The 23,849-nt window shown below is 64.4% G+C and carries 18 protein-coding genes and 1 tRNA gene; 13 read left to right on the top strand and 6 right to left on the bottom strand.

Annotated elements, in window-relative coordinates:
- Positions 1-131 precede the first annotated feature (131 nt).
- The 9 genes from glpX (at position 132) to EF888_RS06905 (ending at position 8,626) form a co-directional block, all read left to right on the top strand.
- Positions 132-1,097 carry a class II fructose-bisphosphatase gene (gene glpX, locus EF888_RS06945; RefSeq protein ID WP_109760193.1) on the top strand — a complete coding sequence of 322 codons (966 nt, stop codon included), beginning with the start codon at positions 132-134 and terminating at the stop codon, positions 1,095-1,097.
- A 112-nt stretch (positions 1,098-1,209) separates the two neighbouring features.
- Positions 1,210-2,964, top strand: a complete 1,755-nt coding sequence (gene recJ / locus EF888_RS06940; RefSeq protein WP_241239827.1) for a single-stranded-DNA-specific exonuclease RecJ — start codon at positions 1,210-1,212, stop codon at positions 2,962-2,964.
- 82 nt (positions 2,965-3,046) lie between these two features.
- Positions 3,047-3,121, top strand: a tRNA-Glu gene (locus EF888_RS06935).
- Positions 3,122-3,380: 259 nt separating this feature from the next.
- The gene (locus tag EF888_RS06930) at positions 3,381-3,953 is read left to right on the top strand and encodes a hypothetical protein (RefSeq protein WP_126918527.1); all 573 of its coding nucleotides are present in this window, start codon (positions 3,381-3,383) and stop codon (positions 3,951-3,953) included.
- An 8-nt stretch (positions 3,954-3,961) separates the two neighbouring features.
- Positions 3,962-4,450 (top strand): hypothetical protein, encoded by a 489-nt coding sequence (locus tag EF888_RS06925; protein ID WP_109760196.1) that lies wholly within the window; start codon positions 3,962-3,964, stop codon positions 4,448-4,450.
- Positions 4,451-4,581: 131 nt separating this feature from the next.
- The gene (locus EF888_RS06920; RefSeq protein ID WP_126918526.1) at positions 4,582-4,950 is read left to right on the top strand and encodes a hypothetical protein; all 369 of its coding nucleotides are present in this window, start codon (positions 4,582-4,584) and stop codon (positions 4,948-4,950) included.
- Complete coding sequence (locus EF888_RS06915) at positions 4,943-5,530, top strand: hypothetical protein (protein ID WP_109760198.1); 588 nt, start codon at positions 4,943-4,945, stop codon at positions 5,528-5,530. The genes EF888_RS06920 and EF888_RS06915 overlap by 8 nt, the downstream gene beginning before the upstream one ends.
- Before the next feature lie 63 nt (positions 5,531-5,593).
- Positions 5,594-5,887, top strand: a complete 294-nt coding sequence (locus EF888_RS06910; protein WP_109760199.1) for a hypothetical protein — start codon at positions 5,594-5,596, stop codon at positions 5,885-5,887.
- 66 nt (positions 5,888-5,953) lie between these two features.
- Positions 5,954-8,626, top strand: coding sequence for a bifunctional DNA primase/polymerase (locus EF888_RS06905; RefSeq protein ID WP_109760200.1), 2,673 nt, complete (start codon positions 5,954-5,956; stop codon positions 8,624-8,626).
- Between the two features lie 744 nt (positions 8,627-9,370).
- Here EF888_RS06905 and EF888_RS06900 read toward each other — a convergent pair.
- Positions 9,371-9,739, bottom strand: coding sequence for a response regulator (locus EF888_RS06900; RefSeq protein ID WP_109760202.1), 369 nt, complete (start codon positions 9,737-9,739; stop codon positions 9,371-9,373).
- Positions 9,729-13,223 carry a CheR family methyltransferase gene (locus tag EF888_RS06895; protein WP_109760203.1) on the bottom strand — a complete coding sequence of 1,165 codons (3,495 nt, stop codon included), beginning with the start codon at positions 13,221-13,223 and terminating at the stop codon, positions 9,729-9,731. The genes EF888_RS06900 and EF888_RS06895 overlap by 11 nt, the downstream gene beginning before the upstream one ends.
- A gap of 609 nt (positions 13,224-13,832) precedes the next feature.
- Between EF888_RS06895 and EF888_RS06890 the strand changes: the two genes are divergently transcribed.
- On the top strand, positions 13,833-14,387 hold the full coding sequence (locus EF888_RS06890; RefSeq protein ID WP_109760204.1) for a recombinase family protein: 555 nt from the start codon (positions 13,833-13,835) through the stop codon (positions 14,385-14,387).
- A gap of 882 nt (positions 14,388-15,269) precedes the next feature.
- Here the strand turns inward: EF888_RS06890 and EF888_RS06885 are convergent.
- Positions 15,270-15,899 (bottom strand): hypothetical protein, encoded by a 630-nt coding sequence (locus EF888_RS06885; protein WP_126918525.1) that lies wholly within the window; start codon positions 15,897-15,899, stop codon positions 15,270-15,272.
- Positions 15,900-16,473: 574 nt separating this feature from the next.
- Positions 16,474-17,712, bottom strand: coding sequence for a tyrosine-type recombinase/integrase (locus tag EF888_RS06880; RefSeq protein ID WP_109760206.1), 1,239 nt, complete (start codon positions 17,710-17,712; stop codon positions 16,474-16,476).
- Positions 17,713-18,192: 480 nt separating this feature from the next.
- Here EF888_RS06880 and EF888_RS06875 point away from each other — a divergent pair, with 480 nt between their 5' ends.
- Positions 18,193-18,453 (top strand): TFIIB-type zinc ribbon-containing protein, encoded by a 261-nt coding sequence (locus tag EF888_RS06875; protein ID WP_109760207.1) that lies wholly within the window; start codon positions 18,193-18,195, stop codon positions 18,451-18,453.
- Here EF888_RS06875 and EF888_RS06870 read toward each other — a convergent pair.
- The gene (locus EF888_RS06870; protein ID WP_109760208.1) at positions 18,439-20,373 is read right to left on the bottom strand and encodes an FAD-dependent monooxygenase; all 1,935 of its coding nucleotides are present in this window, start codon (positions 20,371-20,373) and stop codon (positions 18,439-18,441) included. The two genes, EF888_RS06875 and EF888_RS06870, sit on opposite strands and share 15 nt — an antisense overlap.
- A gap of 94 nt (positions 20,374-20,467) precedes the next feature.
- Here EF888_RS06870 and EF888_RS06865 point away from each other — a divergent pair, with 94 nt between their 5' ends.
- Entirely contained in the window at positions 20,468-20,929 is a 462-nt protein-coding gene (locus tag EF888_RS06865; protein WP_109760209.1) for a MarR family winged helix-turn-helix transcriptional regulator, read from the top strand.
- Complete coding sequence (locus tag EF888_RS06860) at positions 20,926-22,575, top strand: sulfatase-like hydrolase/transferase (RefSeq protein WP_109760210.1); 1,650 nt, start codon at positions 20,926-20,928, stop codon at positions 22,573-22,575. Before EF888_RS06865 ends, EF888_RS06860 begins: the two co-directional genes overlap by 4 nt.
- Here the strand turns inward: EF888_RS06860 and EF888_RS06855 are convergent.
- Positions 22,572-23,828, bottom strand: coding sequence for an AGE family epimerase/isomerase (locus tag EF888_RS06855; protein ID WP_109760211.1), 1,257 nt, complete (start codon positions 23,826-23,828; stop codon positions 22,572-22,574). The two genes, EF888_RS06860 and EF888_RS06855, sit on opposite strands and share 4 nt — an antisense overlap.
- Positions 23,829-23,849 lie beyond the last annotated feature (21 nt).

Below are 23,849 nucleotides of genomic sequence, written 5' to 3'. Positions count from 1 at the left end.
TTGAACACGAAAGTCCCGTTTCACCCTGTCGTGCGCCTGTGTCACAGGCCATGTAGCGTTAGCGCAACCGCTCTTGCCGCAGGGAAGACCCCCCGGTAGGCAGGGCGCAACCCGTTGCCAAGGAGTGCCCGATGGCCGAGACCCCCGAGTTTCACGACCGCATGCTGTCCCTGGGCCTCGCCCGCGTTTCCGAGGCGGCCGCCCTCGCATCGGCGCGGCTGATCGGCCGTGGCGACGAGAAGGCAGCCGACCAGGCCGCCGTCAACGCGATGCGGAACCAGCTCAACCAACTCGACATCAAGGGCGTCGTGGTCATCGGCGAGGGCGAGCGCGACGAGGCTCCGATGCTCTACATCGGCGAGCAGGTGGGTTCGGGCACCGGCCCCGAGGTCGACATCGCGCTCGATCCGCTGGAAGGCACCACGCTGACGGCGAAGGACATGCCGAACGCGCTGACCGTCATCGCCATGGGCCCGCGCGGCTCGATGCTGCACGCCCCCGACGTCTACATGGACAAGCTCGCCATCGGGCCGGGCTTCCGTCGCGGCGTCGTCACGATGGACATGAGCCCGGCCGAGCGCGTCTCGGCGCTCGCGACCGCCAAGGGGGTGTCGACCGAGGATATCACCGTCTGCGTGCTGGAGCGCCCCCGTCACGAGGACATGATCGCGGAACTCCGCACGACGGGCTGCGCGATCCGGCTCATCACCGACGGCGATGTGGCGGGCGTCATCCACTGCGCCGAGCCCACGACCGGCATCGACATGTACATGGGTTCGGGCGGCGCACCCGAGGGCGTTCTCGCCGCCGCCGCGCTCAAGTGCATGGGCGGGCAGATTTTCGGCAAGCTGCTCTTCCGGAACGACGACGAGCGCGGCCGGGCGAAGAAGGCGGGCATCACCAACTTCGACCGTGTGTACACCCGCGACGACATGGTGACGGGCGACGTGATCTTCGCCGCGACGGGCGTGACGGACGGCTCGATCCTTCCGGGGATCAAGCGCGAACCGGGCGTCCTGACCGCCGAGACGATCCTGATGCGGTCCAAGACGGGATCGGTCCGGCGCATGACCTACCGGCATCCACTCGACAAATAGGACGCGCCGGACTCCCGTTGCGGCAAGACTCGGGCTTTGCGAACCACTATCCCTCAGGTATGGTGTGCGCAGAACCGCGCCACCACATATGGTAGGATCCTTGCCGAACGACATGAAGCCGCTCGCCTTTCTCGGCGTCGAGACCTCGCTTTCCGGGCGCCGCTGGACCGGCCCCGCCGGAGAAGAGATCCGGCTGTCCGAGGCGATGGTCCAGGCGACAGGCCTCGATGCGGCAGTCTGCCGGGTGCTGACCGCGCGCGGTGTCGCCTGCGAGGAGGCCCTGGGGTATCTGACCCCGACGTTGCGCGAGCTTCTTCCCGACCCCCGCAGCCTGCGCGACATGGGCATCGCGGCGGAGCGCATCGTCCGCGCCATGGCCGCGGGCGAGCGGATCGCGATCTTCGCCGACTATGACGTCGACGGTGGCGCGTCCGCCGCCCTCCTTCTCGACTGGCTCCGCGCCCAGGGCCGCGACGCCACGCTCTATGTCCCCGACCGCATCGACGAAGGCTACGGTCCCAACCCGACCGCCATGCGAACGCTGGCCGGGGCGCATGACCTGATCGTCTGCGTCGACTGCGGCACCCTCTCGTTCGAGGCCATCGCGGCGGCCAGGGGAACGGATGTCGTCGTGATCGACCACCACCTCGGCGCCGAGACCCTGCCCGAGGCGCTGGCCATCGTGAATCCCAACCGCCAGGACGAAACGGGCGACCTCGGCCACCTCTGCGCGGCGGCGGTCGTCTTTCTGGTTCTCGTCGAGGCCAACCGGCAGTTGCGGGACGCAGGCCGCGCCACGCCGAACCTGATGCAGATGCTCGACCTCGTGGCGCTGGCGACCGTGGCGGACGTGGCCCCGCTCATCGGCGTGAACCGAGCTCTTGTGACGCAAGGCCTCAAGGTCATGGCGCAGCGCGCACGGCCCGGTCTCACCGCGCTTTCCGACGTGGCGGGCCTGGGCACGGCGCCGACGGCCTATCACCTGGGGTACGTCCTCGGCCCCCGCGTCAACGCCGGCGGACGCGTCGGGCGCGCCAACCTTGGCGCCCGCTGCCTTTCGGCCCGCGATCCGCACGAGGCGCGCGCCCTGGCCGACAAGCTGGACGAACTGAACCGGGAACGGCGCGAGATCGAAACGGCGGTCCGCGACGCCGCACTCGCGCAGGCCGAGGCGCGGGGGCTCGACGGGCCTCTGGTCTGGGCCGCCGGCGAAGGCTGGCATCCCGGTGTCGTCGGCATCGTCGCCGCGCGTCTGAAAGAGGCCACGAACCGTCCGGCGGTGGTGATCGGTCTCGAGGGCGGCGTCGGCAAGGGGTCGGGACGGTCGGTCCACGGCGTCGACCTCGGCCACGCCATCCAGAGGCTCGCCGCCGAAGGGCTTCTCCTGAAGGGTGGCGGGCACCGCATGGCCGCGGGCCTGACTGTCGAGCAGGACCGGATCGAAGACGCCATGGCCCGGCTCGGCGACCTTCTTGCCCGCGAAGGCGCGGGGAGCACCGGTCCGCGGGACCTGCGCCTCGACGCGCCGCTGATGCCGGGCGCGGCGACGCCAGAACTCGTCGCCCGGATCGAAGCCGCCGGCCCTTTCGGGCAAGGATCGCCCGCGCCGCGCTTCGCGTTTCCCGACGTCGCCATCCTGAATTGCCGCCAGGTCGGCGCGAACCACCTCAAGGTCAGCTTCGGCGACGGCCTCGGCGCGCGCCTCGACGGCATCGCGTTCGACGCCTGGGAGAGCCCTCTCGGCCAGGCTCTCGCCGGTCACGGCGGCGCGCGTTTCCACCTCGCCGGCCGCATCGAGGTCAGCCATTGGGGAGGCCGGCAACGCGTCGAACTGAGGCTCGAGGACGCTGCCCGCGCGGGGTCCTGAAGACCTCTTTCGCGCCTGAGAATTTCCTCGAAATTCCACTTGCCACGCCCCTCGAAGCCGCCTAATTAGCCCCCCACAGCGCGGCCCGTTCGTCTATCGGTTAGGACGCCAGGTTTTCAACCTGGAAAGAGGGGTTCGATTCCCCTACGGGCTGCCAGTAAACCCCCCTAAACCCCTGAAATCATTCACTAAAACAGGTCCCTGAAAAAGCGGCTGTACGGAGTTTTGTACAGCGCCCGCGTCAGCGGGCGAGGTTCGTTTCCCCCTGCCCTGCCCGTCATGCCGCCGTCAAGCGTTCGCCCCGTGACCCGTTTTACCGTGGCGATTCGACAAAACCGGGTTTCTGTGGTACGGTTTTCTGGAAAGTCAAGATGCATTCTTCATCTGACGCCGACCTTCCCTACCAAGGACCGAACATGATCTACAGTTTGACCATCCCGTGTGTCGCGAGGAGCATGTCGCTTACGGACGCAGCTATCCGCAACCGGTTGAATTACGCACCGGAGGGCAGCATCGCTCGCGTCCTCGCTGGGCCGCTTGGCAAGTGGCACCACAGTTTTCCCGAGACCGTGGCGCGGCTCAGGCTTTCACCGGGTAAAAAGCCGACCGCTGAGCAGATCGAAGAACTCGCCGTCCGTGATGTCGAATTTCGCGCGCGTCAGGCCGACCGAAGCCTGCACGTAGGTGAAGACGCCGCACGCCGCGCCCGGTACGTGATCAGCGCGCTGACGCCGGACGAGCGTGAGCGCTTCGAGACCTTCCGCCGCAAGATGACCACCAGCCTCACCGCCACGTTCTGGCAGCAGGCCGTGTTCTCCTCGCTTCTCGATTATTTGGACGCCACGATCCTCAACGGCGAGGTGGCGGCACACGTGTTGCTCGGAAACACCACCGCCCCCGAAGTGGAGAACGGCTGGGCCGTCAGCTTCGTCCTCTCCAACCTTTTCGAAGGGACTCAGAACCCCTTCCACGCCGCCAACGCTGCCTAGGAGCACCCATGTCTGAACACCGCCAGCGGTTCGCCGCCATCTGCGAAAGCAGCCCTGAAATCAAGGCGCGCTTCGACGCCTATGCCAACGCCGCCATCGCGGAGGTGAAGGCCAGCATTGGCATCGACCTTACCGCCGATGACGTCCTCGACCTCGACCGCGTCCGCCTCGCCGCCGTCATTGGGGAAGATTTCGACCTCGTCAGCCTGTTGGTAGACGCCAGCAAGCTGACCAAGACCCAGACCCAGCTTGCCGAGCGCAGCCGCGCCGACATGGTTCTGGCGGGCGACAAGGAAGAGCTGGACCGCGTGAATTCCCTCTCGCGCGTCCAGCGCATGGAATACGCGCGTACCCACCTGCAGGCTCAGAACGAGGGGCCGAAGTCCGGAGGTTCAATCGCCGACGCTTCCGGCAGTAGGGCCATTTTTGAAAGTCTCGCGTCTTTGCGCCCGGCGGACAGGATCGCCGCGGCCCGCAAGCTCGGACTCACGAAGTGACGCGCAAAGCGGAAAATGCGCTTGCACCAGATGGGTCGTTTGCGCTGGCCAGCTTGAAGCACGAGCGCTTCTCCGCACTTTGTGCAAGTGGAAGCACGAAAAGCTCCGCGTATCTCGCAGTGTACGGGCAGGTGAAGACGCCCGCTCAGGCGGGTTCCAACCTGTCCAAAAGGCCCGAGGTCGCCGCGCGGATCAAGTATTTGCGCTTCAAGCACGCCGAAGAGCTGAGCGCCATCGACGCCGACGAACCTTTCGCCGGGTTCGAGCAGAGCATCCTCGACGTGCTGGGATGCATGGACGAACTCGTCGAACTCTGCGTCCACCACGGCCTCTACGCCGACGCATCGCAGATCCGGTCTGGGATCCTGACGAGTACCACAAGGACCCTCACGCACATCGAGGCCATCAAAGCTCTCGACCGCTCTGCCGGGGTGATCGTCGACGACGAAATGACGGACGTCGCCGTGCGCGTCCTGACCACGAGGTGCGCTTGTGAGTAAGATCCCCGACGACGTCCTGCAGTCCGCGACGGTCAAGCACGTCTACAAAGTGCTTCAGGACTCTTTGAGGAGCCTCCGCTCGCATATGCAGATGGCTCGGACCGCCCCCGACCCGAGTTCGTCTTTGCGTGTGTGTATGTCTGATGCGCAGAATTGCTCGAAGGCCGTGTCGAAGCTGGCTGTGGCCCTTGCCGACGTGGGTACCGTGGACAGAAAGATGGTCGTCCCCGTGCCGCGCGCGAATAGCAAGATCGCAGCCGCCCTTAATCACCTCGAAGGCTCGGCGCTCTCTTATGCAGCAGGTGTTATTGCCGATCAGCGCATCCAGCGCTTGGCACGCGACCTCGACGCACACGAGGGCGTCGACACCGGGGATGGCCACGCCGTAATCGGTGCGGAAGTGCTGGACCGGCGCGAGTGGCTCTCTATCCGCCGTAGAATTGGCGTCCTCTCGGACGCAGAGGCCGTAGACCTCGCGAGGTTGGGCGGACCGATCCTGCCGCCCGAAACCCCCTGCTGTCCTGAATGCGGTCTGCCCGCTCAGCCCCCGAAGAAGAGACGCCGTCGCACCCTCTCCTAGGCGACGCCGACCCGACACCCGACACCCCACAAGGAGATCACCGAAATGAAGAGGTAGAGAACCATGAGCCTTGCCATCGAATGGATCGAGGATTCCGTGATCGCAGAGATCGTCGCCATCCTGATCGAGAGCAACTCCCACATCATCAACGCAGACACCCTCGCAGCGAGCTTGGGCACGCGCCTGACGCGCCTCAGCCTTCGCCGCGCTGGGTATGTCCCGAAGGAAGAGCGCGGCCTCTGGAGCCATCCCACAGCCTGTGGGCAGACGCCTGAGCGGCTGGCGCAGGACTGCGATGACGCCCTGTGCGAACTCGACCCCGAGGACGTCCTCAAGGCCTACCGGACGCTCCGTTAGCCAATCTTAACCTTTGGCCCGACGACCTTAACAGACGACCATAACCCGTAGAGAAGAATACAAGAAATGATCTCCTACGCTACCGAAGACAATCCATTCGCGCGCGCCGGAGCTGGTGCGGCTGGCGAACTTGTGGACATTGAAAACCCCATCCACGCGGTCCCGTTCGACCGCCTGCCGTGCAAGCGCTTCTTCGGAGCGCCCCCGAAAGCGAGCCTTTATCACACCAAGCGGGCCGCGAGCATGCGCGCCGCCTGTCGCGATCCTCTGGTGATCCCGCAGAAGTACGTCGAGGAAGCGCGCGCTGCCCTCGACGGCGTGATCAAGCGTCACGCGGCTGACATCGCCGATGTCTCCGACCATAACCTCTTCACCCTCGCGCACGCCCTCGCCTATGCGGACCACGGGCTTCACGTGGTCGACAGCCATGCGATTGATCCCAGTACCGGCAAGGGCACGGGAAAGAGCGGAGGCAATGCCACCGCCAAGCTCCCGCGCGGTTCTGAGTGGCAGAAGAGGGCGAGTACCGACCGCGACGACATCATCGCCTTCTGGAGGGGCGAGGGAACCTACCCCGGCACCAAGAAGCACCCGGACGGTTTCGGCTACGCAAGTGCCACGGCCCCGCGCAACGTGTCCATCGTGTTCTCAGAGGGCGAGGCCGTCTGGGTCCTCGACATCGACGGCGCAGAGGGTGCGGCCAATCTCGCCGCACTTGAGGCGGAGCACGGCGCTCTCCCCGTGACCCCGACCAGCATCAGCGGCTCCGGCGGGGCGCACTACCTGTTCCGCGCCAAGCGCCAGCTTCGCAACACCGCCAGCGCCGTCGCACCGAAGGTCGACGTCCGTGGTCAGGGCGGGCAGATCATCGCCGCGCCCTCGATCCACGAGAGCGGAAACTTCTACCGGTGGGCGGAGGGTCGCGCGCCGTGGGACGTCGAGATCGCGGAGGCACCTGAGTGGCTCGAAGAGTTGGCTTGGACCGCCAGCAAGAAGAACCAGACCAAGAAGCCGAAGGTGCGGGCACCGAGGCAGCACAAGCCGTCCACCGGAACCCGCGCGGCAGGCTTCGACGCCATCGTCGAGTCCATCGGCGACGGTGACGACCGGGAAGGCTTCGACGCGCCCATCAACCGGGCGGCGGTCGCATGGTGGGGCAGGAACCCGAACGGTGACGCGGACGAGTTGAAGGAACTGCTTCGCGACGCCATCCTCGATGCGCCTTGCGAGGACGACCGGGCCGAAGAGCGCTACGCGACCGACGAGTATCTCGACGAGCGGATCGAAAGCGCGCGCGCCTATGCAGAGACGACGCGGGAAGAGGAGGAGTGTGAGGACGAGGACGTTGCGTTCGACATGTCCGCCCCTCTGGGACGCAGCCTCGACGAAGCACTCGTCTCTCTCGACCTTGGGTTCAAGTACGTCCGGGTTCCGGGCGGCGGGCGTTTCCTGCGGGTCCAGCCGCGCGGTGAGGCTCCCGCTCTCGATCTCTGGGACACGGTCCAGTTGGGGAAGTGGTACGCGCACGAGAAGTTCGAGACGCACAGCGGTGAGTGGGCCAACCCCGTTCCCATCTTCTTCACCCAGTGCCAGCGCTGGAGCGATATCGTCTTCGCACCGTACCCCGCCCAGACTCCGCGCAACGCCTACAACCTGTTCCGGGGCTTCGCCCGGACGCCTGCCGCAGGCAACTGCGAGGAGCTGAAGCGCTTCATCAAGGACATCATCTGCCGGGGCGACGACGCCATCTTCGCGTGGGTCTGGCTTTGGATGGCGCACATGGTCCAGCGCCCCGGAGAGAAGCCGGGAACGGCCCTCGTGATCTGGGGCAAGGGCGGGGCAGGCAAGGGCACCTTCGGGACGCTCCTGCGCGCGCTGGTCGCGCCTTACGGCGTCCAGTTCGCCGACCCCGATGACATCGTCGGGCGGTTCTCCGGACCGGTCCACACGATGAACATCCTTGGAGTGTCTGAGGAGGCCGTCTTCTCGGGCGACCGCCGCATCTCCAACGCGCTGAAGACCAAGGTCGACGCCAAGATGATCAAGGTCGAGGTGAAGAACGTCCAGCCGATCTGGATGAAGTCGTACATGAGGTACGTCTTCGACTCCAACTTCGCCGACGCCATCATGATCGAAAACAATGGCTCCGACCGGCGTTACGAGGTGCTGGAGGTCAGCGACGAGCGGCGGGGCGACAAGGCCTACTTCGACATGCTGCACGCGATGATCGAGGGGCCGGAGCTCGAGGCCCTGCTGTATGAGCTGATGAGCTACGACCCCGCGTCAGCGGGCTTGGAGTGGGGGAACGTCCGCCTTGCTCCGGAGACCGACGACCGCAGGGCCATGTGGTTCCAGAGCCTGCGCCCGGTCCACCGCCAGTTGGTCCGCATGATCGAAGACGGCGAGATCGTCTGGCGCGACGGTGGCGAGACCTACAGCTTCCCGCTGAACGCGGACAACGAGACGCGCATCCCGACGCAGCTTCTCGACGCTATCGCTGCCAAGACCGGCGACATCCGGAACGAGAACGAGGCATGCGCTGCTGCCGTGTTCGAGCACGTCTTCGGCGAGGAGCTTCCCCGCAAGCGGACCCGCTTCGAGGGGCGGGTGCGCCTCACCGGATGTGAATGGGAGAAGTACGAGGGCAACAGGTGGTGCTACCGTCTCCCGAAGCTGGAGCACATGCTGGAGGTCATCGCCAAGCGCCGGGGCGACCCCCGCGCCGCTGACGCCCGCTGATGCCGACGAGGACGAGTACGAGGGGGACGCTGCCGCCTGACGGCGGGGCGTGGCCTCTGTGCGGGGCGGCTCAGGCGGATCAGTATCGAAGCGGATCAGTATCCTTCCCGAGACAGCGCCACGACACGCCACCACGCCAGCGATACAGAGAAGTTCCAACATGCCAAGGGGCCGCGTTAGCGGCCTCTTTCCTTTTCGACCCCCTGCACCCGCCATTTTGTTCCGGTGTTCCACGAACCGACCGTCTTTGTTCCATGATAAGCCATTGAGTTTATAGGGCAAATACCGGATGTTCCGCAAGTTCCCGATTTTGAGAAGCAGTTCCCCCGCGCGAGCGAATGCGTCCGCCGCCGCCTTACCTGCTCTACTTATTTCTTCTCTTCTTCTTAAAGGAACAAAAGGAACAAGAGGAACAAGCAAGGAAGTACAGGGACCTAGCGTGGAACATTTTGTTCCAGTTGTTCCACGTCATCGTCCTCACGCCGAGGCGACACGGAGACTGGTACGGGACCGCGTCAGCGGCTTCGATGAGCGCGAACCCCGGCGGGGATCTTGAGCGCTTCCAAGGGCTCTCTCAGCCGTACCGTCGCGGTGTCATCGCCTACCGGTTTCACTGGAGCGACGCTCTTCGGCCTGAGGTTCTGACGCTAGAGCCAACGAAAGTATTGAAAGCGCGAAAGCGGTCGATCGACTACAGCCAAACGTGGCGGATTAAGAACGACAGAGGAAGGGCTCACGTCGTCTCTAATCCTTTCCTGACCTGAGTACGTGCTCCAGCGCTCGTGCAAGATCTTTTGCGCGATAAGGTTTGCTTACAAGCAGACCTTCTAAGCCGAATTGCTTCAACTCATTTGGCTCATAGCCTGAAGCAAGAATGACGGGGACCCCGGCGTCTTTCAAAGCATCGACGACGGGTTGTGCGCTTTTGCCAGCGAGATTCGCATCAACGACGGCAACATCAGGTTTACGCGATTGAAGCAGCTCAATCGCTGCGGCCGGCGTGGAAGCGGGCCCCATGACGTTGTGTCCGAGATCCTTGAGAAGATCCTCTAGCTCCATCGCGATCAGCGCTTCGTCCTCTACCGCGAGGATCGTGAGGGGCTCATCCGTCATCGCTCAAGATCCTTTCAGCAGGAAACGACATACGACAGGTAAGTCCCGTCGGCGCATAGTCGAGCGTTACCTTGCCGTCGAGCTCGTAGGCGATGCCCCGCTCCAGCATCCGGCTTCCGAATCCGTCGCGCTCCGGTTTTTCGACCCTCGGGCCGTCGTGTTCGCTCCAGGACACGTCCAGCCGCTGGCCCTCCTTGTCCTTCCGCAATTCCCAGGACAGGCTCACCGTCCCGTCGGAGTTTTTAAGCGCGCCATACTTCAGCGCGTTGGTGGACAGCTCATGCAGCGCCATCGAGATCGTGATGGCGGCGTTCGGCGACAGCCGGACAGCCGGCCCCTCGAACACCAGCCTGTCCTGTCCGTCCACGAAGCCTCCCAGAACGGCGTCGGCAAGCTCGCGCAGGTCGGTGCCGAGCCAGCGTTCCTTGGTCAGGAGGCCATGCGTCCGTGCCAGAGCCTGCACTCGGTCCTGAAAAGCCGAGACGAACGCTTCGGGATCGGACGAAGACCGAAGGGTCTGGCTGGCGATCGACTGGACCACCGCCAGCATGTTCTTCACGCGGTGGTTCAACTCGCCCATCATCATCTCGCGCTCCGCCTCGTGGCGTTTCCGATCGCTGATGTCCTGGAACAGGATCGCGACGCGGCTGTCGTCAAGCTTGCTGAAGCTGGCGCCGAACCAGCGATCCAGCGGCTTGGCGAAAAGCTCGGCGTGCTCGGGTGTTCCGGTGTCGAGGACCTGGCCCGGCAGCGTGTACCAATGGCGTTCGAAGTCGCCGCCGACGTCCGAAAGACGCTTGCCCATGAAATCGGTGTTCACCAGCCGGCGGGCAGCGGGATTGGCGTCGAGGTAACGGACATCGGCGGCCTTGCCCGCGTCGTCGCGGATGACCTCGGCCAGGATGTATCCCTCGTCCATCGACTCGAAGAGCCGGCGATAGCGCGCCTCGCTCTCGCGCAGCCGCTCCTCGGTTTGGCGGCGCACGGTGATGTCCACGAAACTGAGGACGACGCCCTCGATCTTGTCGTCGACCGTCCGGTACGGACGCAGCCGCATCATCAGCCAGCGGCCGTCTTTGGTCTCGACCTCGGATTCAATCGGGACAAGATCGCGCAGGACCTTCTCGGCCTCGCGCGCCACCCCGTCGTGGGCGAGCTTGTGCGTGAAGTCGGTGATGGGCCGGCCGACATCGCTGTCGGTGACGCTGAAAAGCTGCTCGACCGCAGGCGTCAGCATCTTGATGCGAAGCTTGGCGTCAAGGAACAGAGTGCCGATGTCGGTCGCGTTGATCAGGTTCTGAAGGTCGCTGTGGGCCGAGGCGACATCGTCAAGCTTGTCCTTGAGCTCGCTGTTGACGGTCGAAAGCTCCTCGTTGATCGACTGAAGCTCTTCCTTGCTGGTTTCCAGTTCCTCGGCGGTCGAGCGATACTCCTCGTTGATCGACTGAAGCTCTTCGTTCGCGACGCGAAGCTCCTGGTTCGACCTCTCGTGCTCGCGCCGGCTGGAGCTGAGACGGTCCTGCGTGGTCCTGAGTTCGGATTCGAGTTGGCGGATGCGCTCGATGCTTGCCACATCTCCATCGAGGACGTCCGGCGCCCGATCGCCGGACGCAGCGCCCGTATCGATGAAAAGGACCAGCGCCTGCTTCCCCCCCTGCCCTTCGGCGACGACGGGCTGGACATGCATCACCACCCGCCTCGCGTCGCCGTTCAGCCCGACATTGACCGGCAACGTCAGCGTCGGCTCTCCGGCCTCGAACGCGCGGTCAAGCGCCAGAAGAACCTCGGGACGCAACTCGGCGCGGAGGACCGAGGGCAGGTCCGACGTGAAGGGCCCCTCGGGCAGCCGGATGAATTGGCCGGCGGATTTGGAGAGGTTGAGGATGCGGTGTTCCTCGTCCACCAGCACGCTTGGCGGCGCGAACTGTTCCAGCGCCGCGGCGTGTACCACGGGGGATGGCTTTGCCTGCACGCGTCCCTCGTAGTCGCGCGTCAAAGGAAGCGGCGGCCGGTGTTCGGCGGGCAGTTGCATCAGAAGGTCGATGCTGCGTCTGTTCTTGGGCTTCGCGGAATAGACCCGTGCCTCGCGGTCGCAGGGCGCGAACAGTTTGGGATCGGTATCGGCGCTTTCGGCCGATCCAAGGAAGAGATAGCCGCCCGGCTCCAGCGCATAATGAAAGAGGGCGAGAAGCTGATGTTGCACCTCGCGCTCGAGGTAGATCAGCAGGTTGCGACAGGCCACGAGGTCGAGATGGATGAAGGGCGGGTCCTTGAGCGCGCTGTGATGCGCAAAGAGGACCATCTCCCGGATTTCCTTCCGTATCCGATAGTGCGTGCCTTCCTCGACGAAGAAGCGCTTCAGCCGCTCGGGGGAGACGTCGGCCTCGATGGCCTTCGGGTATCGCCCTTCCCTCGCAGTGGCCAGCGCGCCATCGTCAAGGTCGCTTGCGAAGATCTGGACCGCAGGCACCACCTGCTGCCGCTCGGCCTCCTCGACCGCGAGCATGGCGATGGAATAGGCTTCTTCTCCGGTGGCGCAGCCAGCCGACCAGACACGGATTTTCGAGTCCCCGTCGAGGTTCCGGATAAGCGGTTCCAGGGCCTTCTCGACCAGGGATTCGAAGGCTGCCGGATCGCGGAAGAACGCGGTGACCGAGATCAGCAGGTCGCCGAAGAGATCCTGCGCTTCCTCCGGGTTCTCGCGCAGGTACTCGACATAGGCCGCAAGACTGGTCCGCCGCGTCACCTGCATGCGACGTGCGATCCGGCGCATCACCGTCGCCCGCTTGTAGTTCGAGAAATCGTGCCCCGTCCGCCCATGGAGGAACGCCAGGATCTGCCGCACGGCGTCCTTGGCCTCGTCATCTTTCAACCGACGGAGAGCGTCCTTGCTTCGCGCAACCTCGGCGATTAGTTCGGTCATGCGTTCGATCGGCTCGACGAAGTCGGCGACGCCGGTGGCGATGGCGCTTCGCGGCATCATGCTGAACTCGGCTTCGCTCGGGTCCTGCACGAAGATGACGCCGCCGGCCTCCTTGATCTTGCGGACACCCACGGCGCCATCGGATCCGGCACCGCTCATCACCACGGCAAAGCCGTCGCCCCGCCCGCTGGCGACGGACCGAAAGAACATGTCGATCGGCGCGCGGTGTCCCCTCGGCTCGGTAAAGGGGCGCGACGCGACGCTGTTGCCGTCGATGAAAAGCTCGCGGTCCGGCGCGATGACGTAGACGCAGTTCGGCTCGAGCTTCGGCGAGTCCTCGACCTGAAGAACCGGCATCTTGGTGCGGCCGGTCAGGATCTCGCTCAACTGGCTTTCGTGGTCAGGCGACAGGTGGACGATGACGACGTAGGCCAGCCCGAGTTCGGGGTCTATGCTCTCGAAGAACTTCTGAAGCGCCCGAACTCCACCAGCCGAAGCGCCGATGGCGCAGACCGGTGTCAGCGGCCCTTCGGATCGCCCCTTCTTGGTCACATCAACCATTGAGCACCTTTGGGTTGTTCGGTTGGAAGCCTCTTCTTCTGCCGCAATCCTTTCAACAAGAAACCAACAGAGAAGTTTGTTCCACCTTGGACCGGCACGTGCGCTGAAAACGTCGTCTAGCGGCTGCGCGCCTTCGAGTACTAAGAATCCGTTGAACTATAGGGGGATCTCGCTGTTCAACTCAGACGTATGCATAAAGACGCATACGTTGCGAGGGAGTAGCGGCTCCAGCACGCATCATCTCCCAATCCCAGAGCTACATAAGCGTGTGGTGTGCGCATGTATGGGGCAAATGCACGTATTACCACTGAGCTGCCTATCTAGGGGTTCGCCTTATGCGGGACCGCGTCTCACTAGGGACGCAATCAAAGACACCCACTGAAGCTGGGTAGGGCCGTCTCATTAACCTGCCATCGCTGTAAGTTCTAAGACAGTCTCACTTCCTCGCGACTTCTTCGATGCACCCGCGTCATCGGGAGTGTCCTAATTGAGTATACTCAGGCCGTGCAGTCGATTTAGGCACGCTTATTGTACGATTAGAGTTCCGAATCACGTTTTCGTACAGTATGTACGATGACAGGAACTCTAAACGGACAGAAGGAGGCGATCATGGGAGAATTGATTGGATACGCGCGGGTCTCGACCACGGGCCAGTCGCTCGACGTGCAAGAGAGCGCGCTGACGCGCGCCGGTTGCAAGAAGCTCTTCGCCGAGAAGCGTAGCGGCACCAAGCGGAAAGGTCGCGAGGAACTGGAGCGCATGTTGGACTATGTCCGCGAAGGCGACACGCTGGTCTGCACGAGGCTCGACCGCCTTGCCCGCTCGACGCGGGACCTGCTGAACATCGGCGCGACGCTGAAAGAGAAGGGCGTCGCATTGAAGGTCCTCGAACAGGACGTCGACACCAACACCCCTGCAGGCGAGTTGTTCTTCACCATCCTCGCCGCCATAGGTCAGTTCGAGACCCAGCTCCGCGCCGAGCGTCAGCGTGAAGGCATCGTAGCCGCACTGGCAAAGGGTCCTGACAGCCCGTTCAAGGGTCGTCCGCCGTCGATCAAGCGCTCTGCGGTGCTGAAGGCGGTCGAGGAGGCCGGATCGAAGCTGGGGGCTGCCAAGGCGCTCGGGATCAGCCGTGACAGCGTGTATCGGTTGCTGGCTCAGTGATTAAGTGAAGGCCCGCGTCAGCGGGCTTTCGATTTTATCCGTGCTCGTTTTGACGGAAGGCCGCGACGTCAGGACCTGAGACTGCCGACGCCACGCCTGTGGCGTCACGGCGCTGCATGACTGCGCCCGCCTTAGGCCCCGACCATCTGACACAGGCGCACCCCGTCCGGGACGGTGCCATCCGGTAGACTGGACCTTGGCGAAGGTCTGCCTGAAAACTCGCCTTGCCAGCTCTGCGCGACTCGCCCGTCCGACGCCCAAAGCACCTAGGGACCCAAAGGGGGATACCCCCCGTGGGTGATGCAGGCTTACGGGTGCTACGGGCACATTATTCCGTTATGAATCTCAACAGCAGCCCCACATCAGAGTAAGATCAGCCAGTCCTCTCTGGCTGACACCCTCCGGTCGGCCGTGTCGCGTCACGTCCTATCAATTGAAGCAACGGCTATTGCGACAGAATTCGAAGAGCCTCACTCGACCCGATGAGCAGGCGTTGGCGGACAGCCTTATCCGCGCTCCACGCGATTGGCTGCAAGACCGTCCACACCCGAAGGAGCGCGTCGCGCACGCCGCCAAACGTTTCGTGGAGCCCTTCCATCTGGAGACAGCGGGCATTGGCACGATGTCTTGGTGGTGGGGTGGCTACGCTCTCATCCGGATCGGACGCCAGATGTTGTGGTCCCCCGCTCGCGGCGCGCCCGCCATCACCACGAATGGGAACTTCTGTGCACCGGCGACGCGCGAGCTGCAACGTTGGATATCTTCCGCGTGCAGTGACTGGCGGTCCACGGGAAGCCGGGCTACGGCATGGTGTTCGCTCGGGAATGACACCTTAAGGCCGTGGTTGAACTCAGGCAGTTGGTTGAATCACGACCTCTCTGACTACTCTTTGCGGAAATCCCTTGTCAGCATTTGAGACGCAGTGGATGCCACGTTGAGGTTCGCTCCTGCGATCTGTGCGGCTGCCGCCCTCCCTTCCTCCGCGAAATGTTGGAGGCGTTCTCGAAGTGCACTGAGGTCAGCCGTGTTGATCACCAACCGGATCGCAGTTCCTTGGAAATCGGTCTCGAAGGTCCGTTTTCCATCGTGGTCAAGTTCGATACCCCCAGTGCCAGAGCACAGCAGAAAACTTCCGCCGTTTCGGCAAATGCGGCTGGTCATGTAGAGGCCGTACCCAGAATTGTTCCACTGGTCATTTCCGCGACCAGCGAGTGGATTGCCCGAGATGCCCGGCATTAGCGCCATCTGGAGCGCCTCGACTTCAGTCAGCCATTCAAAGGCGGGGTTCTCGGTCAAAGCCCTGTGGATGCCAACGCCATCATCAACAATCCCGACTTCGACTTCGTTGCGTAGGGGCCAGTACTGGGCACAAAGGTGGATCTTGTCAGAGCCGCTATGCTCGACAACATTACGCATAATCTCGCGGATAGAATAGGTGAGGGTATCTTGCAGTTCTCCCGCTTGCTGGCGGGTTAGTATTCCGGCCAGCTCGGCAGCTTTGCCTTCGATCACGTCACCGACCTCTTGGAATGAGTCGAAAGCCTCTTGCCGTATCTCATTTGCGTCGAGTTCGCTGATAGGGACGTATCTAGAGCTTCCCGGTGCCTCGCCGGGCGCTTTGCCGTGAGGGAGTCCGAAGGACCGAAAGAATCCGAAATGGGCCGCGTAGGTATGTTTCTCGTGCTCCCGCGCACGCCTTCGGGCCTCTGGCCTGCTTGTCCGGAACTGACGAAGCATCGCGGAAAGTAGCAGCATAGAGAACGGTGGAAACCAACGTTCCTCCCCGAAATGGAACTCGTACTCAGCGGCCTCAGGGAGGTCTCGAAGCACGCATGCAAACCCTGCAAGGCAAGTGGGCGACAAATCGTGAGGAACGTCTATTCGCATTCAAGTTCTTCCATGTTTGAAAGTCGGCAATGAGGATGATGCACTGCGGCGTGAGGGGCCCATGAACTTCTGGTCTGAGCCCGCCGCCGGCTTCGCCCCGAGAACGGGTCAACGTGCGCCAATAGCCGAATCTGACGGTGGAGATGCTTCGGCGAGGGTCGCATAAGTCCGCATACGAAGCACCACGGATTACAATAGGTTAGTCAACGTCATCCCAGTCCGCTTTGATGCCACGCAGGTCGGCCTCCACGTATGGCACGTCCCGATGCCACCGGTGCAGCGCCTCGGACTTCTGCGCCAGCGCCTCACGGCGCTCCTCAGCACTGATCCCGGTGACGAAGGCACTCCACGCCTCCATCACGCCACGCCGCGCCTCAAGGCGGTCCTCGCGCCAGTAGGCGCGCTCTACGCGGGTGCCTTGCGCCGAGACATGCTGGATGCAGTGCTCAGCCAGATCCCGCTCCACGCGCGCCTGAGAGGCCCAGTCGCGGAAGGAGGACCGGAACCCGTGGGCGGTCACCGCCTCGCCCTGCTCGTCCTTCCAGTCATTCTCACGCAGCCACTTGTTGAAGGTGTTCTCCGACACGTAGGCCCGCTTCCACGCATCCTTCGACGCGAAGACCAACTTCGACTCGCCGCGGCGGTGCCATTGCCGTCGCAGGACGTCGATCATGCCCCCCGTCAGGGGGACCCTGAAGCCTGACTTCCAACCTTTCACCCGCTCTTTGGGCACGGTCCAGATGGCAGCGTCGAAGTCGACCTCGTTCCACTCCGCGCGCGTCACACAAGCGACGCGGACACCGCTGAGGATCAGGAGCTTCAGCGCGTTGTGCGCGACCGACGACGACAGCGCCTCGAAGACGGCAGGGACCTTCTCCCACGGCAACGCCGGGTGCGGCCTCTCCTGCCACTGGACGGTCCCCAGCCGCGCCTTCACGCGGTCGGGGATCGCGATGTCCACGCGGGGGTCGTCGATACTGACGTGGCGGAGGACCAGCCCCAGACGCGTCCGCAACCGCTTCGCGGTCGGGTACTGATCTTTCCAGATCGGCTTTAAGACCTTCAAGACCTCGTCAGCCGTCAACTGCGCCACTGGCACGCGCCCCACCTTCGGGAAGACGTGAATCTCGAACATGCGTATCCATACCTCGTGCTTCGCGAGGTGTCGGCAGTGAAGCGACCAGTACTCCCGCACCGCGTCCTCCACCGTCAGACCCCTTCGCCTGACGGCGACCCGCTCTCTCACAGGATCCCTGCCCTCGCGGACGATCTCCGACTGCCTTGCCAGCTCCTGCCGCGCCTGCTCCTCCGACACGTCCGCGACCTTGCCGACGCTCATCCAGTTGTCCCGTCCGTCGAGCCGATAGCGGTAGAGGTAGCTGCCGCCTCCCTCCCGCTCCTCGACGTAAAGCTTGCCTCCAAGAGACCGTCGCGCCATCACCACTCTCCACTACAGTCGAACCCGGATATGTACGAAATATGTACAGGGTACAGGTGGTATGGCAGAGTCGCAACGAATATCTAACTCATTGAAATAATTGAATATGGCGAGAGCGCTGTTCGCTATATGTTGTGGTTCCGTTCCCGTACGATACTCCTACGGGCTGCCATGTCCTCCTCCGATCCCCATCCGACCTTCTAGACCTCCTGCCAAGACGCCGGCGTGAGTAGAACGGACACCTTGAGGAGTTCGAGGCGGCCGACGTCGCCGATGATCGACGCGAGGGCCAGCTGCGTGTTTTTTTGGCGAAGACAGCGCACTTCACGGACGGAAAACGGTCTCCGCAGGCAGGGGGTCAGTATCTGTCTTGGCCGTAACGGATACATTGGGCGCCGCAGCGCCGGAGCCTCCGCCGCCCGTTGGAATTTTGCGACGAGTGATTAGCTTTCGGGAAGCTTAGCAGGAACGGAGAACCCCATGCAGTGTCCGGTTGACGGAGAAATCCTGGTCATCGCCGAAAGAAGCGGCGTCGAGATCGACTATTGCCCGAAGTGTCGCGGCGTGTGGCTCGATCGCGGCGAACTCGACAAGATCATCGACCGCGCGCCGCCCTCCATGCCGTCGCAAGAGCATCGGTCGCAGGATCCTCGGGGACAGGACTATCGGCAGGATGCACAGGGGGGCCGGCCCTACAAGAAGAAGCGCGAGGGCTTTCTCGGCGAGCTATTCGACTTCTAGGTCGCCCGACCCTTCCGTCCGACGGTTCTGCCGGACATCCAGGGCAGCGCCCCGCGTCCAGGGTTTGAATATGCCCTCGAAGTACGACGCGATGGCCTCCCGCTCCTCCAGCGGGAGGACGTGGCCCACATGCTGGTCCGGGCGGACGATCACGCAGGCGCCTTCTGGCGACACGCCCCGCATCCTGAAGACGTCGGACGCGGGGTCGGCGCAGAACGCCTTTTCGTAGTCGAGAAGGCCAAAAGTCCCCTTCGCGGGCAGAAGAAGATCGGGCAGGTCCGTGACGTCCATACCGCGCGCATCCGCACGCAGGATGCCGCGAACGTCGATCCTTGCATCCGGATCCGCGCCTTCCGGCGTCGCGCGCACGAGAGGCGACGCGAGGTCGTCCCGAAGCCAGTCGCAGAGGCTGCGGAGAACGCCTCCCTGACCGCCCCTGTCGCCCTCGGGCGTGAAGACAAACAACCGGAAACGTCCGTCCGCCTCGACCACGCGACCAAGCTGCATGTGGCGCGCGTCCGCCAGCCTCACGACGGGCGCGGAGTGAAAGCGCGCCCCTATCTCGAACCCGGACGCCCGATCCTGGCAGGTCGCCGCGCCGGTCAGGATCGAGGGTGCATAGGTGACCCCCAGACCGGCGGTATAGCGACCCTGCCTGATGAACTGACGCTGAACGGCCGGTATTTCGTCGGTGCCGTCGGCTTGCGCCTCTCGTACCGCACGCGCCCAGTGCCGGTCGAAGTCGATCAGCTCCTGCGCCACGGCCTGTCGCTCCTCCGAATAGGTGCGCAGCAAGGCGGGTGTCGCGTGCCCCCGCAGGACGGCGGCCAGCTTCCAACCCAGGTTGAAGGCGTCCCCCATCGAGACGTTCATCCCCTGCCCGGCCTTGGGGCTGTGGGTGTGGCAGGCGTCGCCGGCGATGAAGACGTGTGGGAAGCCGTCCCCCTCGCTGTCGTCGAAGCGATCGGTCACCCGCTGTCCGATCTGGTAGGCCGACCACCAGACCACGTCCTTCACCTCGAAACGGAACGGCCTCAGGATCGCCTGCGCCTTGGCGATGATCGTCTCAGCGGTCAATCCGGTCTCGCCGGCCCTCGCTCCCTCCTCGAGTTCGCCCATTTCGACGTAGAGCCGGACAAGGTAGCCGCCCTCGCGCGGGATGACGACGATGGTCCCGTCCGAAGCGGACTGGATTACGCCCTTGAAGCGGATGTCGGGAAAATCGGTCACGGCAAGGACGTCCATGACGCCCCACAGGCGGTTCACGCTGTCGCCCCGAAGCTCGCGCCCTATCTCGCGCCGGACGACGCTGCGCGCGCCGTCGCATCCAACGACGTAGCGCGCGCGGATCACCTCGATCTCGCCCGTCGCCATCTCGACCGTCGCCGCGACAGGGTGTTCGGCCATCTCGTCCGTCTCGAGAGAGATAAGACGGAAACCGTAGTCGGGCTCCATGCGGGCCGGACCGCGCTGCACCTCTTCCAGAAGCATGTCGTGGATGCGCGCCTGGTTCAGGATGACGTGGGGCATCTCCGACAGCCCCTCCTCGACGTCCTGCACCCGGCCCGCACGGCGGATGCGCGTCGGGTCGTGAGGGTCGGGCGTCCAGAATACAGTCTCGGTGATGGCGCAGGCCTCGCGCTCGACGCGGTCGGCAAAGCCGAAGGCCGCGAACATCTCCATCGACCGGCACGAGATGCCGTCGGCCTGCCCCTTTTCGATCCGACCCGGCTTCACTTCGACAAGACGCGTCACGATTTCGGGGAAGCGCGCGAGTTGTGCGGCAAGCGTCAGCCCTGCCGGTCCAGCGCCCACGATCAGGACGTCGATCTCCGAGCCGCGCGCGGCGTCGCGAGCTTTTTCATCTTCGGGAAGACAGTCGGGATCTCCGGGCCGGAAACCGTTGAGGTGGAACTGCATCGACGACTCCTGCCGGAATATTAGTATGTATGCTTACTGCTTGTCAGGCGTCAAACCGTTTGAATGACTACCGTTTTGGGCTACTCGTGGTTCCATGACGGACAGACCCATCGTCTCGGACCTTCTCGACATGCCGGGGCACCTGCTGCGCCGCATGAACCAGCGGTCCACCCAGAGCTTCCAGGCGGCGATGCGCGAGGCCGACGGCGACATGACGCCCGTCCAGTTCGCCGCCCTCGACGCGCTCAAACACCAGACCGACATCGATCAGGCGCGGCTGGCCGATCTCGTCGCCTGCGACCGGGCGACCATGGGCGGCGTCGTCGACCGGCTGGAGCGACGCGGCCTGATCCAGCGCTCGGTCAACGCGCAGGACCGCCGCGCCCGCGTTCTTGCGCTGACGCCCGAGGGTCTCGCCCTGCACTCCCGCCTCCTGCCTCTCGTCGCAGCACTTCAGCGCACCATCCTCGACGGTCTCGATGCAGACGAGCGCCGCACGCTGGTGCGCCTGATGCGCAAGTCCCTGACCCTTGGCCGCGCGGAGGATACGCCGTGAACATCCTCTTCGTGATGTACGACCAGCTTCGCTTCGACTACCTATCCTGCTCGGGCCATCCGCACCTGAAGACGCCGAATTTCGACCGCGTCGCGGCGCGCGGCGTCCGCTTCACCAATGCCTATGTCCAGTCCCCCGTCTGCGGCCCGTCGCGGATGAGCTTCTATACCGGCCGGTATGTCTCGTCCCACGGCGCTCAGTGGAACGGCTATCCTCTGCGCGTCGGGGAACTGACGCTAGGAGATCACCTGCGCGCGCTCGGCATGGGCTGCTGGCTGATCGGCAAGACGCACATGAAGGCCGATGCCGAAGGGATGGGTCGCCTCGGTCTCGCGTCCGACAGCCTGATCGGCGCGCGCCAGGCCGAGTGCGGCTTCGACGCCTTCGTGCGCGACGACGGTCTCTGGGGCTATGGCCCGGACGGCTGGTACGATGAGAAACGGTCGCCCTACAACGAGTACCTCGCGTCGCAGGGCTATGACGGCGAGAACCCCTGGGCCGACTACGCCAACGCCGGCGTCTCGGACGAGGCGCAGATGGCGTCGGGCTGGATGTTCGAGAACGCAGAACGCGCGGCCAACGTGCGCGAGGAGGACAGCGAGACGCCATGGCTCACGCGCGAGGCGATGCGTTTCGTCGATCAGGCGATGGCGCCATGGTGCGCCCATGTCAGCTACATCAAGCCCCACTGGCCCTACATCGTGCCCGCGCCCTATCATGCGATGTACGGGCCCGACGACATCCTGCCGCCCGTGCGGGATGCGTCCGAACTGGAAGCCCCGCACCCCGTTCTCGCCGCGTATCACGATACGCGCGTCTCTCAGGCCTTCCGGCAGGACGAGGTGCGGCGCAAGGTGATCCCCGCCTACATGGGTCTCATCCGCCAGTGCGACGACCAGCTCGGCCGCCTCCTCGATCATCTCGAGGCGTCAGGAGAAGCCAACGACACGATGATCGTCCTGACCTCCGACCACGGCGACTATCTGGGGGATCACTGGCTGGGCGAGAAGGACTTTTTCCATGAAGCCTCGGTGAAGATTCCGCTCATCATCCTCGACCCCCGACGCGACGCCGATGCGACGCGCGGCACAACCTGCGGCGCGCTTGTCGAGGCGATCGACCTCTGCGCCACCTTCATCGAGGCCGCGGGCGGCGCGGTGCCCGACCACATCGTCGAAGGCCGGTCGCTGATGCCCTGGCTTCACGGCCAGCCGCCGAAGACGTGGCGCGAGGTCGTCGTCAGCGAATACGACTATTCCGTTACACCCCGTGCCGAAGCGCTCGGTGTCAGTCCCCGAGACGCACGCCTCTTCATGGTATTCGACGGGCGCTGGAAGCTGATCCACGCCGAGGGTGGCTTTCGTCCGATGCTCTTCGATCTTGCGAACGATCCCGGCGAATTCAAGGACCTGGGAGACGACACTGAAGCTTCGGGAGAGATCGCGAGGCTTTACGACCACCTCGCCCGTTGGTCCCGCCGCATGTCTCAGCGTGTGACTATTTCCGATGACCAGATCCGGAACCGCCGCGGCAAGTCGGCGAGGCGCGGCATCCTTCCCTTCCTCGTCGACGGTTCGGAGGTTCCGGCCGACCTGACGGAACGCTATCGAGGTCCCGCCCGGCAGGATCACCGCGACAGCGACTAGGCCGCCACCTCCGTCAGTTTCGGCAGCCCGGCCGCCTGTTGCGACAGCCCTGGCGCCAGCGGGAAAAGGTCAGCCTGAAGCGCGTGATAGATGTCGGGCTTGCCCGTGAACTGCGTCGCCGTCGGCCGCCCCCCGCCGTCGATCTCGTGGAACCAGCCGCCATTCGCATGATCGACGAAGTGCGCGTCGGCGAAGGTCCACAGACGCCTGTACCACGCCTCGTCCTCGGCCGTCCGATCGAGCTTGATGAGGGAGGCAATGGCCCCGATCGCCTCGGTCACGGGCCACCAGTAGCGGTCGCGGATCGCGGGCGTGCCGTCGTGATCGAGGGTGTAGACGATGCCGCCGCCCCGCGCGTCGTCCCAGCCGTCCGCCAGCGCCTGCATCGTGACCCGCCGGGCCGCGTCGGGCGCGCTGCTGTGCGGCCGACCGGCAAGGTCCCAATGCTGCAACGCCAGGCGCGACAGCTCGAACGAATGGCCCGGCGTCGTTCCTGCGGGACGGAACATCGGGTTGCCCGAGTAGGACGGATCGACCGTCCAGTCGGCGTGGTAATGCTCCGGCAGACGCCATCCGTGCTGGGGGGCGATGCGTCCCATGAAGAAGTCTAGAATGCGGCCCGCACGCTCGAGATAGACCTCGTGCCCCGTGGCCTCGAACGCCGCGAGCAGCGCCTCGACGCCATGCATGTTGGCGTTCAATCCCCTGTAATCCGAGAACGGCAGCCACTCGCGCGTCCACTCGTCGGCGAAGAGACCCGGCCCCTCCTCCCAGAAGTGGCGGTCGAGGTTCGACGTCGCATCGAGGATCAGCGCGTCGGCTTCGGGATGACCCGCCATGAGAGCGCTCGACGCGGCGAGAAGAACGAAGACGTGCCCGTAGGCCAGCTTGCGGTCATCCACGATCGACGCGCCGTTCCGGGCCCACAGATAGCCCTCGAAGTCGGCGTCGCGGTGACCCTGCACCAGATAGCGCATGCCGGCGTCGATCACTCCGGCGCAGTCCGGAACGCCGGCGAGGTGGCCCAGCGCGAAGGAGTGGACGAGGCGGGTCGTCGTGTGCAACTCCTGCACGCCTGAAGCCAGGCGCGTCCCGTCCACATCGAGGGTGTGAAACCCGCCGTCGTCGCGGATGGTTGGTCGGAAGAAATCCAGAGAGCGCAGCGCGTCGCGGGCGAGCCATCGTCGGTGGCCGGGGCTGTCGATCCAGAATACCTCGCCGGTCCCCGACGCCTCTGCGATCTCGGTGCCCATTCCGCCCCTCCCGGCGCAACC

Source organism: Silicimonas algicola (genome assembly GCF_003970735.1).
GTDB lineage: Bacteria > Pseudomonadota > Alphaproteobacteria > Rhodobacterales > Rhodobacteraceae > Silicimonas > Silicimonas algicola.
The sequence above is the reverse complement of the archived record's forward strand: the minus strand, read 5'-3'. Positions and strand labels throughout refer to the sequence as shown.

What these genes read in the sequence shown, in the direction of transcription:
- EF888_RS06865 (WP_109760209.1), top strand. Translation starts at nt 20,468, where the DNA reads ATGACGGACAGACCCATCGTCTCGGACCTTCTCGACATGCCGGGGCAC.
- EF888_RS06925 (WP_109760196.1), top strand. Translation starts at nt 3,962, where the DNA reads ATGTCTGAACACCGCCAGCGGTTCGCCGCCATCTGCGAAAGCAGCCCT.
- EF888_RS06905 (WP_109760200.1), top strand. Translation starts at nt 5,954, where the DNA reads ATGATCTCCTACGCTACCGAAGACAATCCATTCGCGCGCGCCGGAGCT.
- EF888_RS06930 (WP_126918527.1), top strand. Translation starts at nt 3,381, where the DNA reads ATGATCTACAGTTTGACCATCCCGTGTGTCGCGAGGAGCATGTCGCTT.
- EF888_RS06890 (WP_109760204.1), top strand. Translation starts at nt 13,833, where the DNA reads ATGGGAGAATTGATTGGATACGCGCGGGTCTCGACCACGGGCCAGTCG.
- glpX (WP_109760193.1), top strand. Translation starts at nt 132, where the DNA reads ATGGCCGAGACCCCCGAGTTTCACGACCGCATGCTGTCCCTGGGCCTC.
- EF888_RS06900 (WP_109760202.1), bottom strand. Translation starts at nt 9,739, where the DNA reads ATGACGGATGAGCCCCTCACGATCCTCGCGGTAGAGGACGAAGCGCTG.
- EF888_RS06855 (WP_109760211.1), bottom strand. Translation starts at nt 23,828, where the DNA reads ATGGGCACCGAGATCGCAGAGGCGTCGGGGACCGGCGAGGTATTCTGG.
- EF888_RS06895 (WP_109760203.1), bottom strand. Translation starts at nt 13,223, where the DNA reads ATGGTTGATGTGACCAAGAAGGGGCGATCCGAAGGGCCGCTGACACCG.
- recJ (WP_241239827.1), top strand. Translation starts at nt 1,210, where the DNA reads ATGAAGCCGCTCGCCTTTCTCGGCGTCGAGACCTCGCTTTCCGGGCGC.
- EF888_RS06910 (WP_109760199.1), top strand. Translation starts at nt 5,594, where the DNA reads ATGAGCCTTGCCATCGAATGGATCGAGGATTCCGTGATCGCAGAGATC.
- EF888_RS06880 (WP_109760206.1), bottom strand. Translation starts at nt 17,712, where the DNA reads ATGGCGCGACGGTCTCTTGGAGGCAAGCTTTACGTCGAGGAGCGGGAG.
- EF888_RS06870 (WP_109760208.1), bottom strand. Translation starts at nt 20,373, where the DNA reads ATGCAGTTCCACCTCAACGGTTTCCGGCCCGGAGATCCCGACTGTCTT.
- EF888_RS06875 (WP_109760207.1), top strand. Translation starts at nt 18,193, where the DNA reads ATGCAGTGTCCGGTTGACGGAGAAATCCTGGTCATCGCCGAAAGAAGC.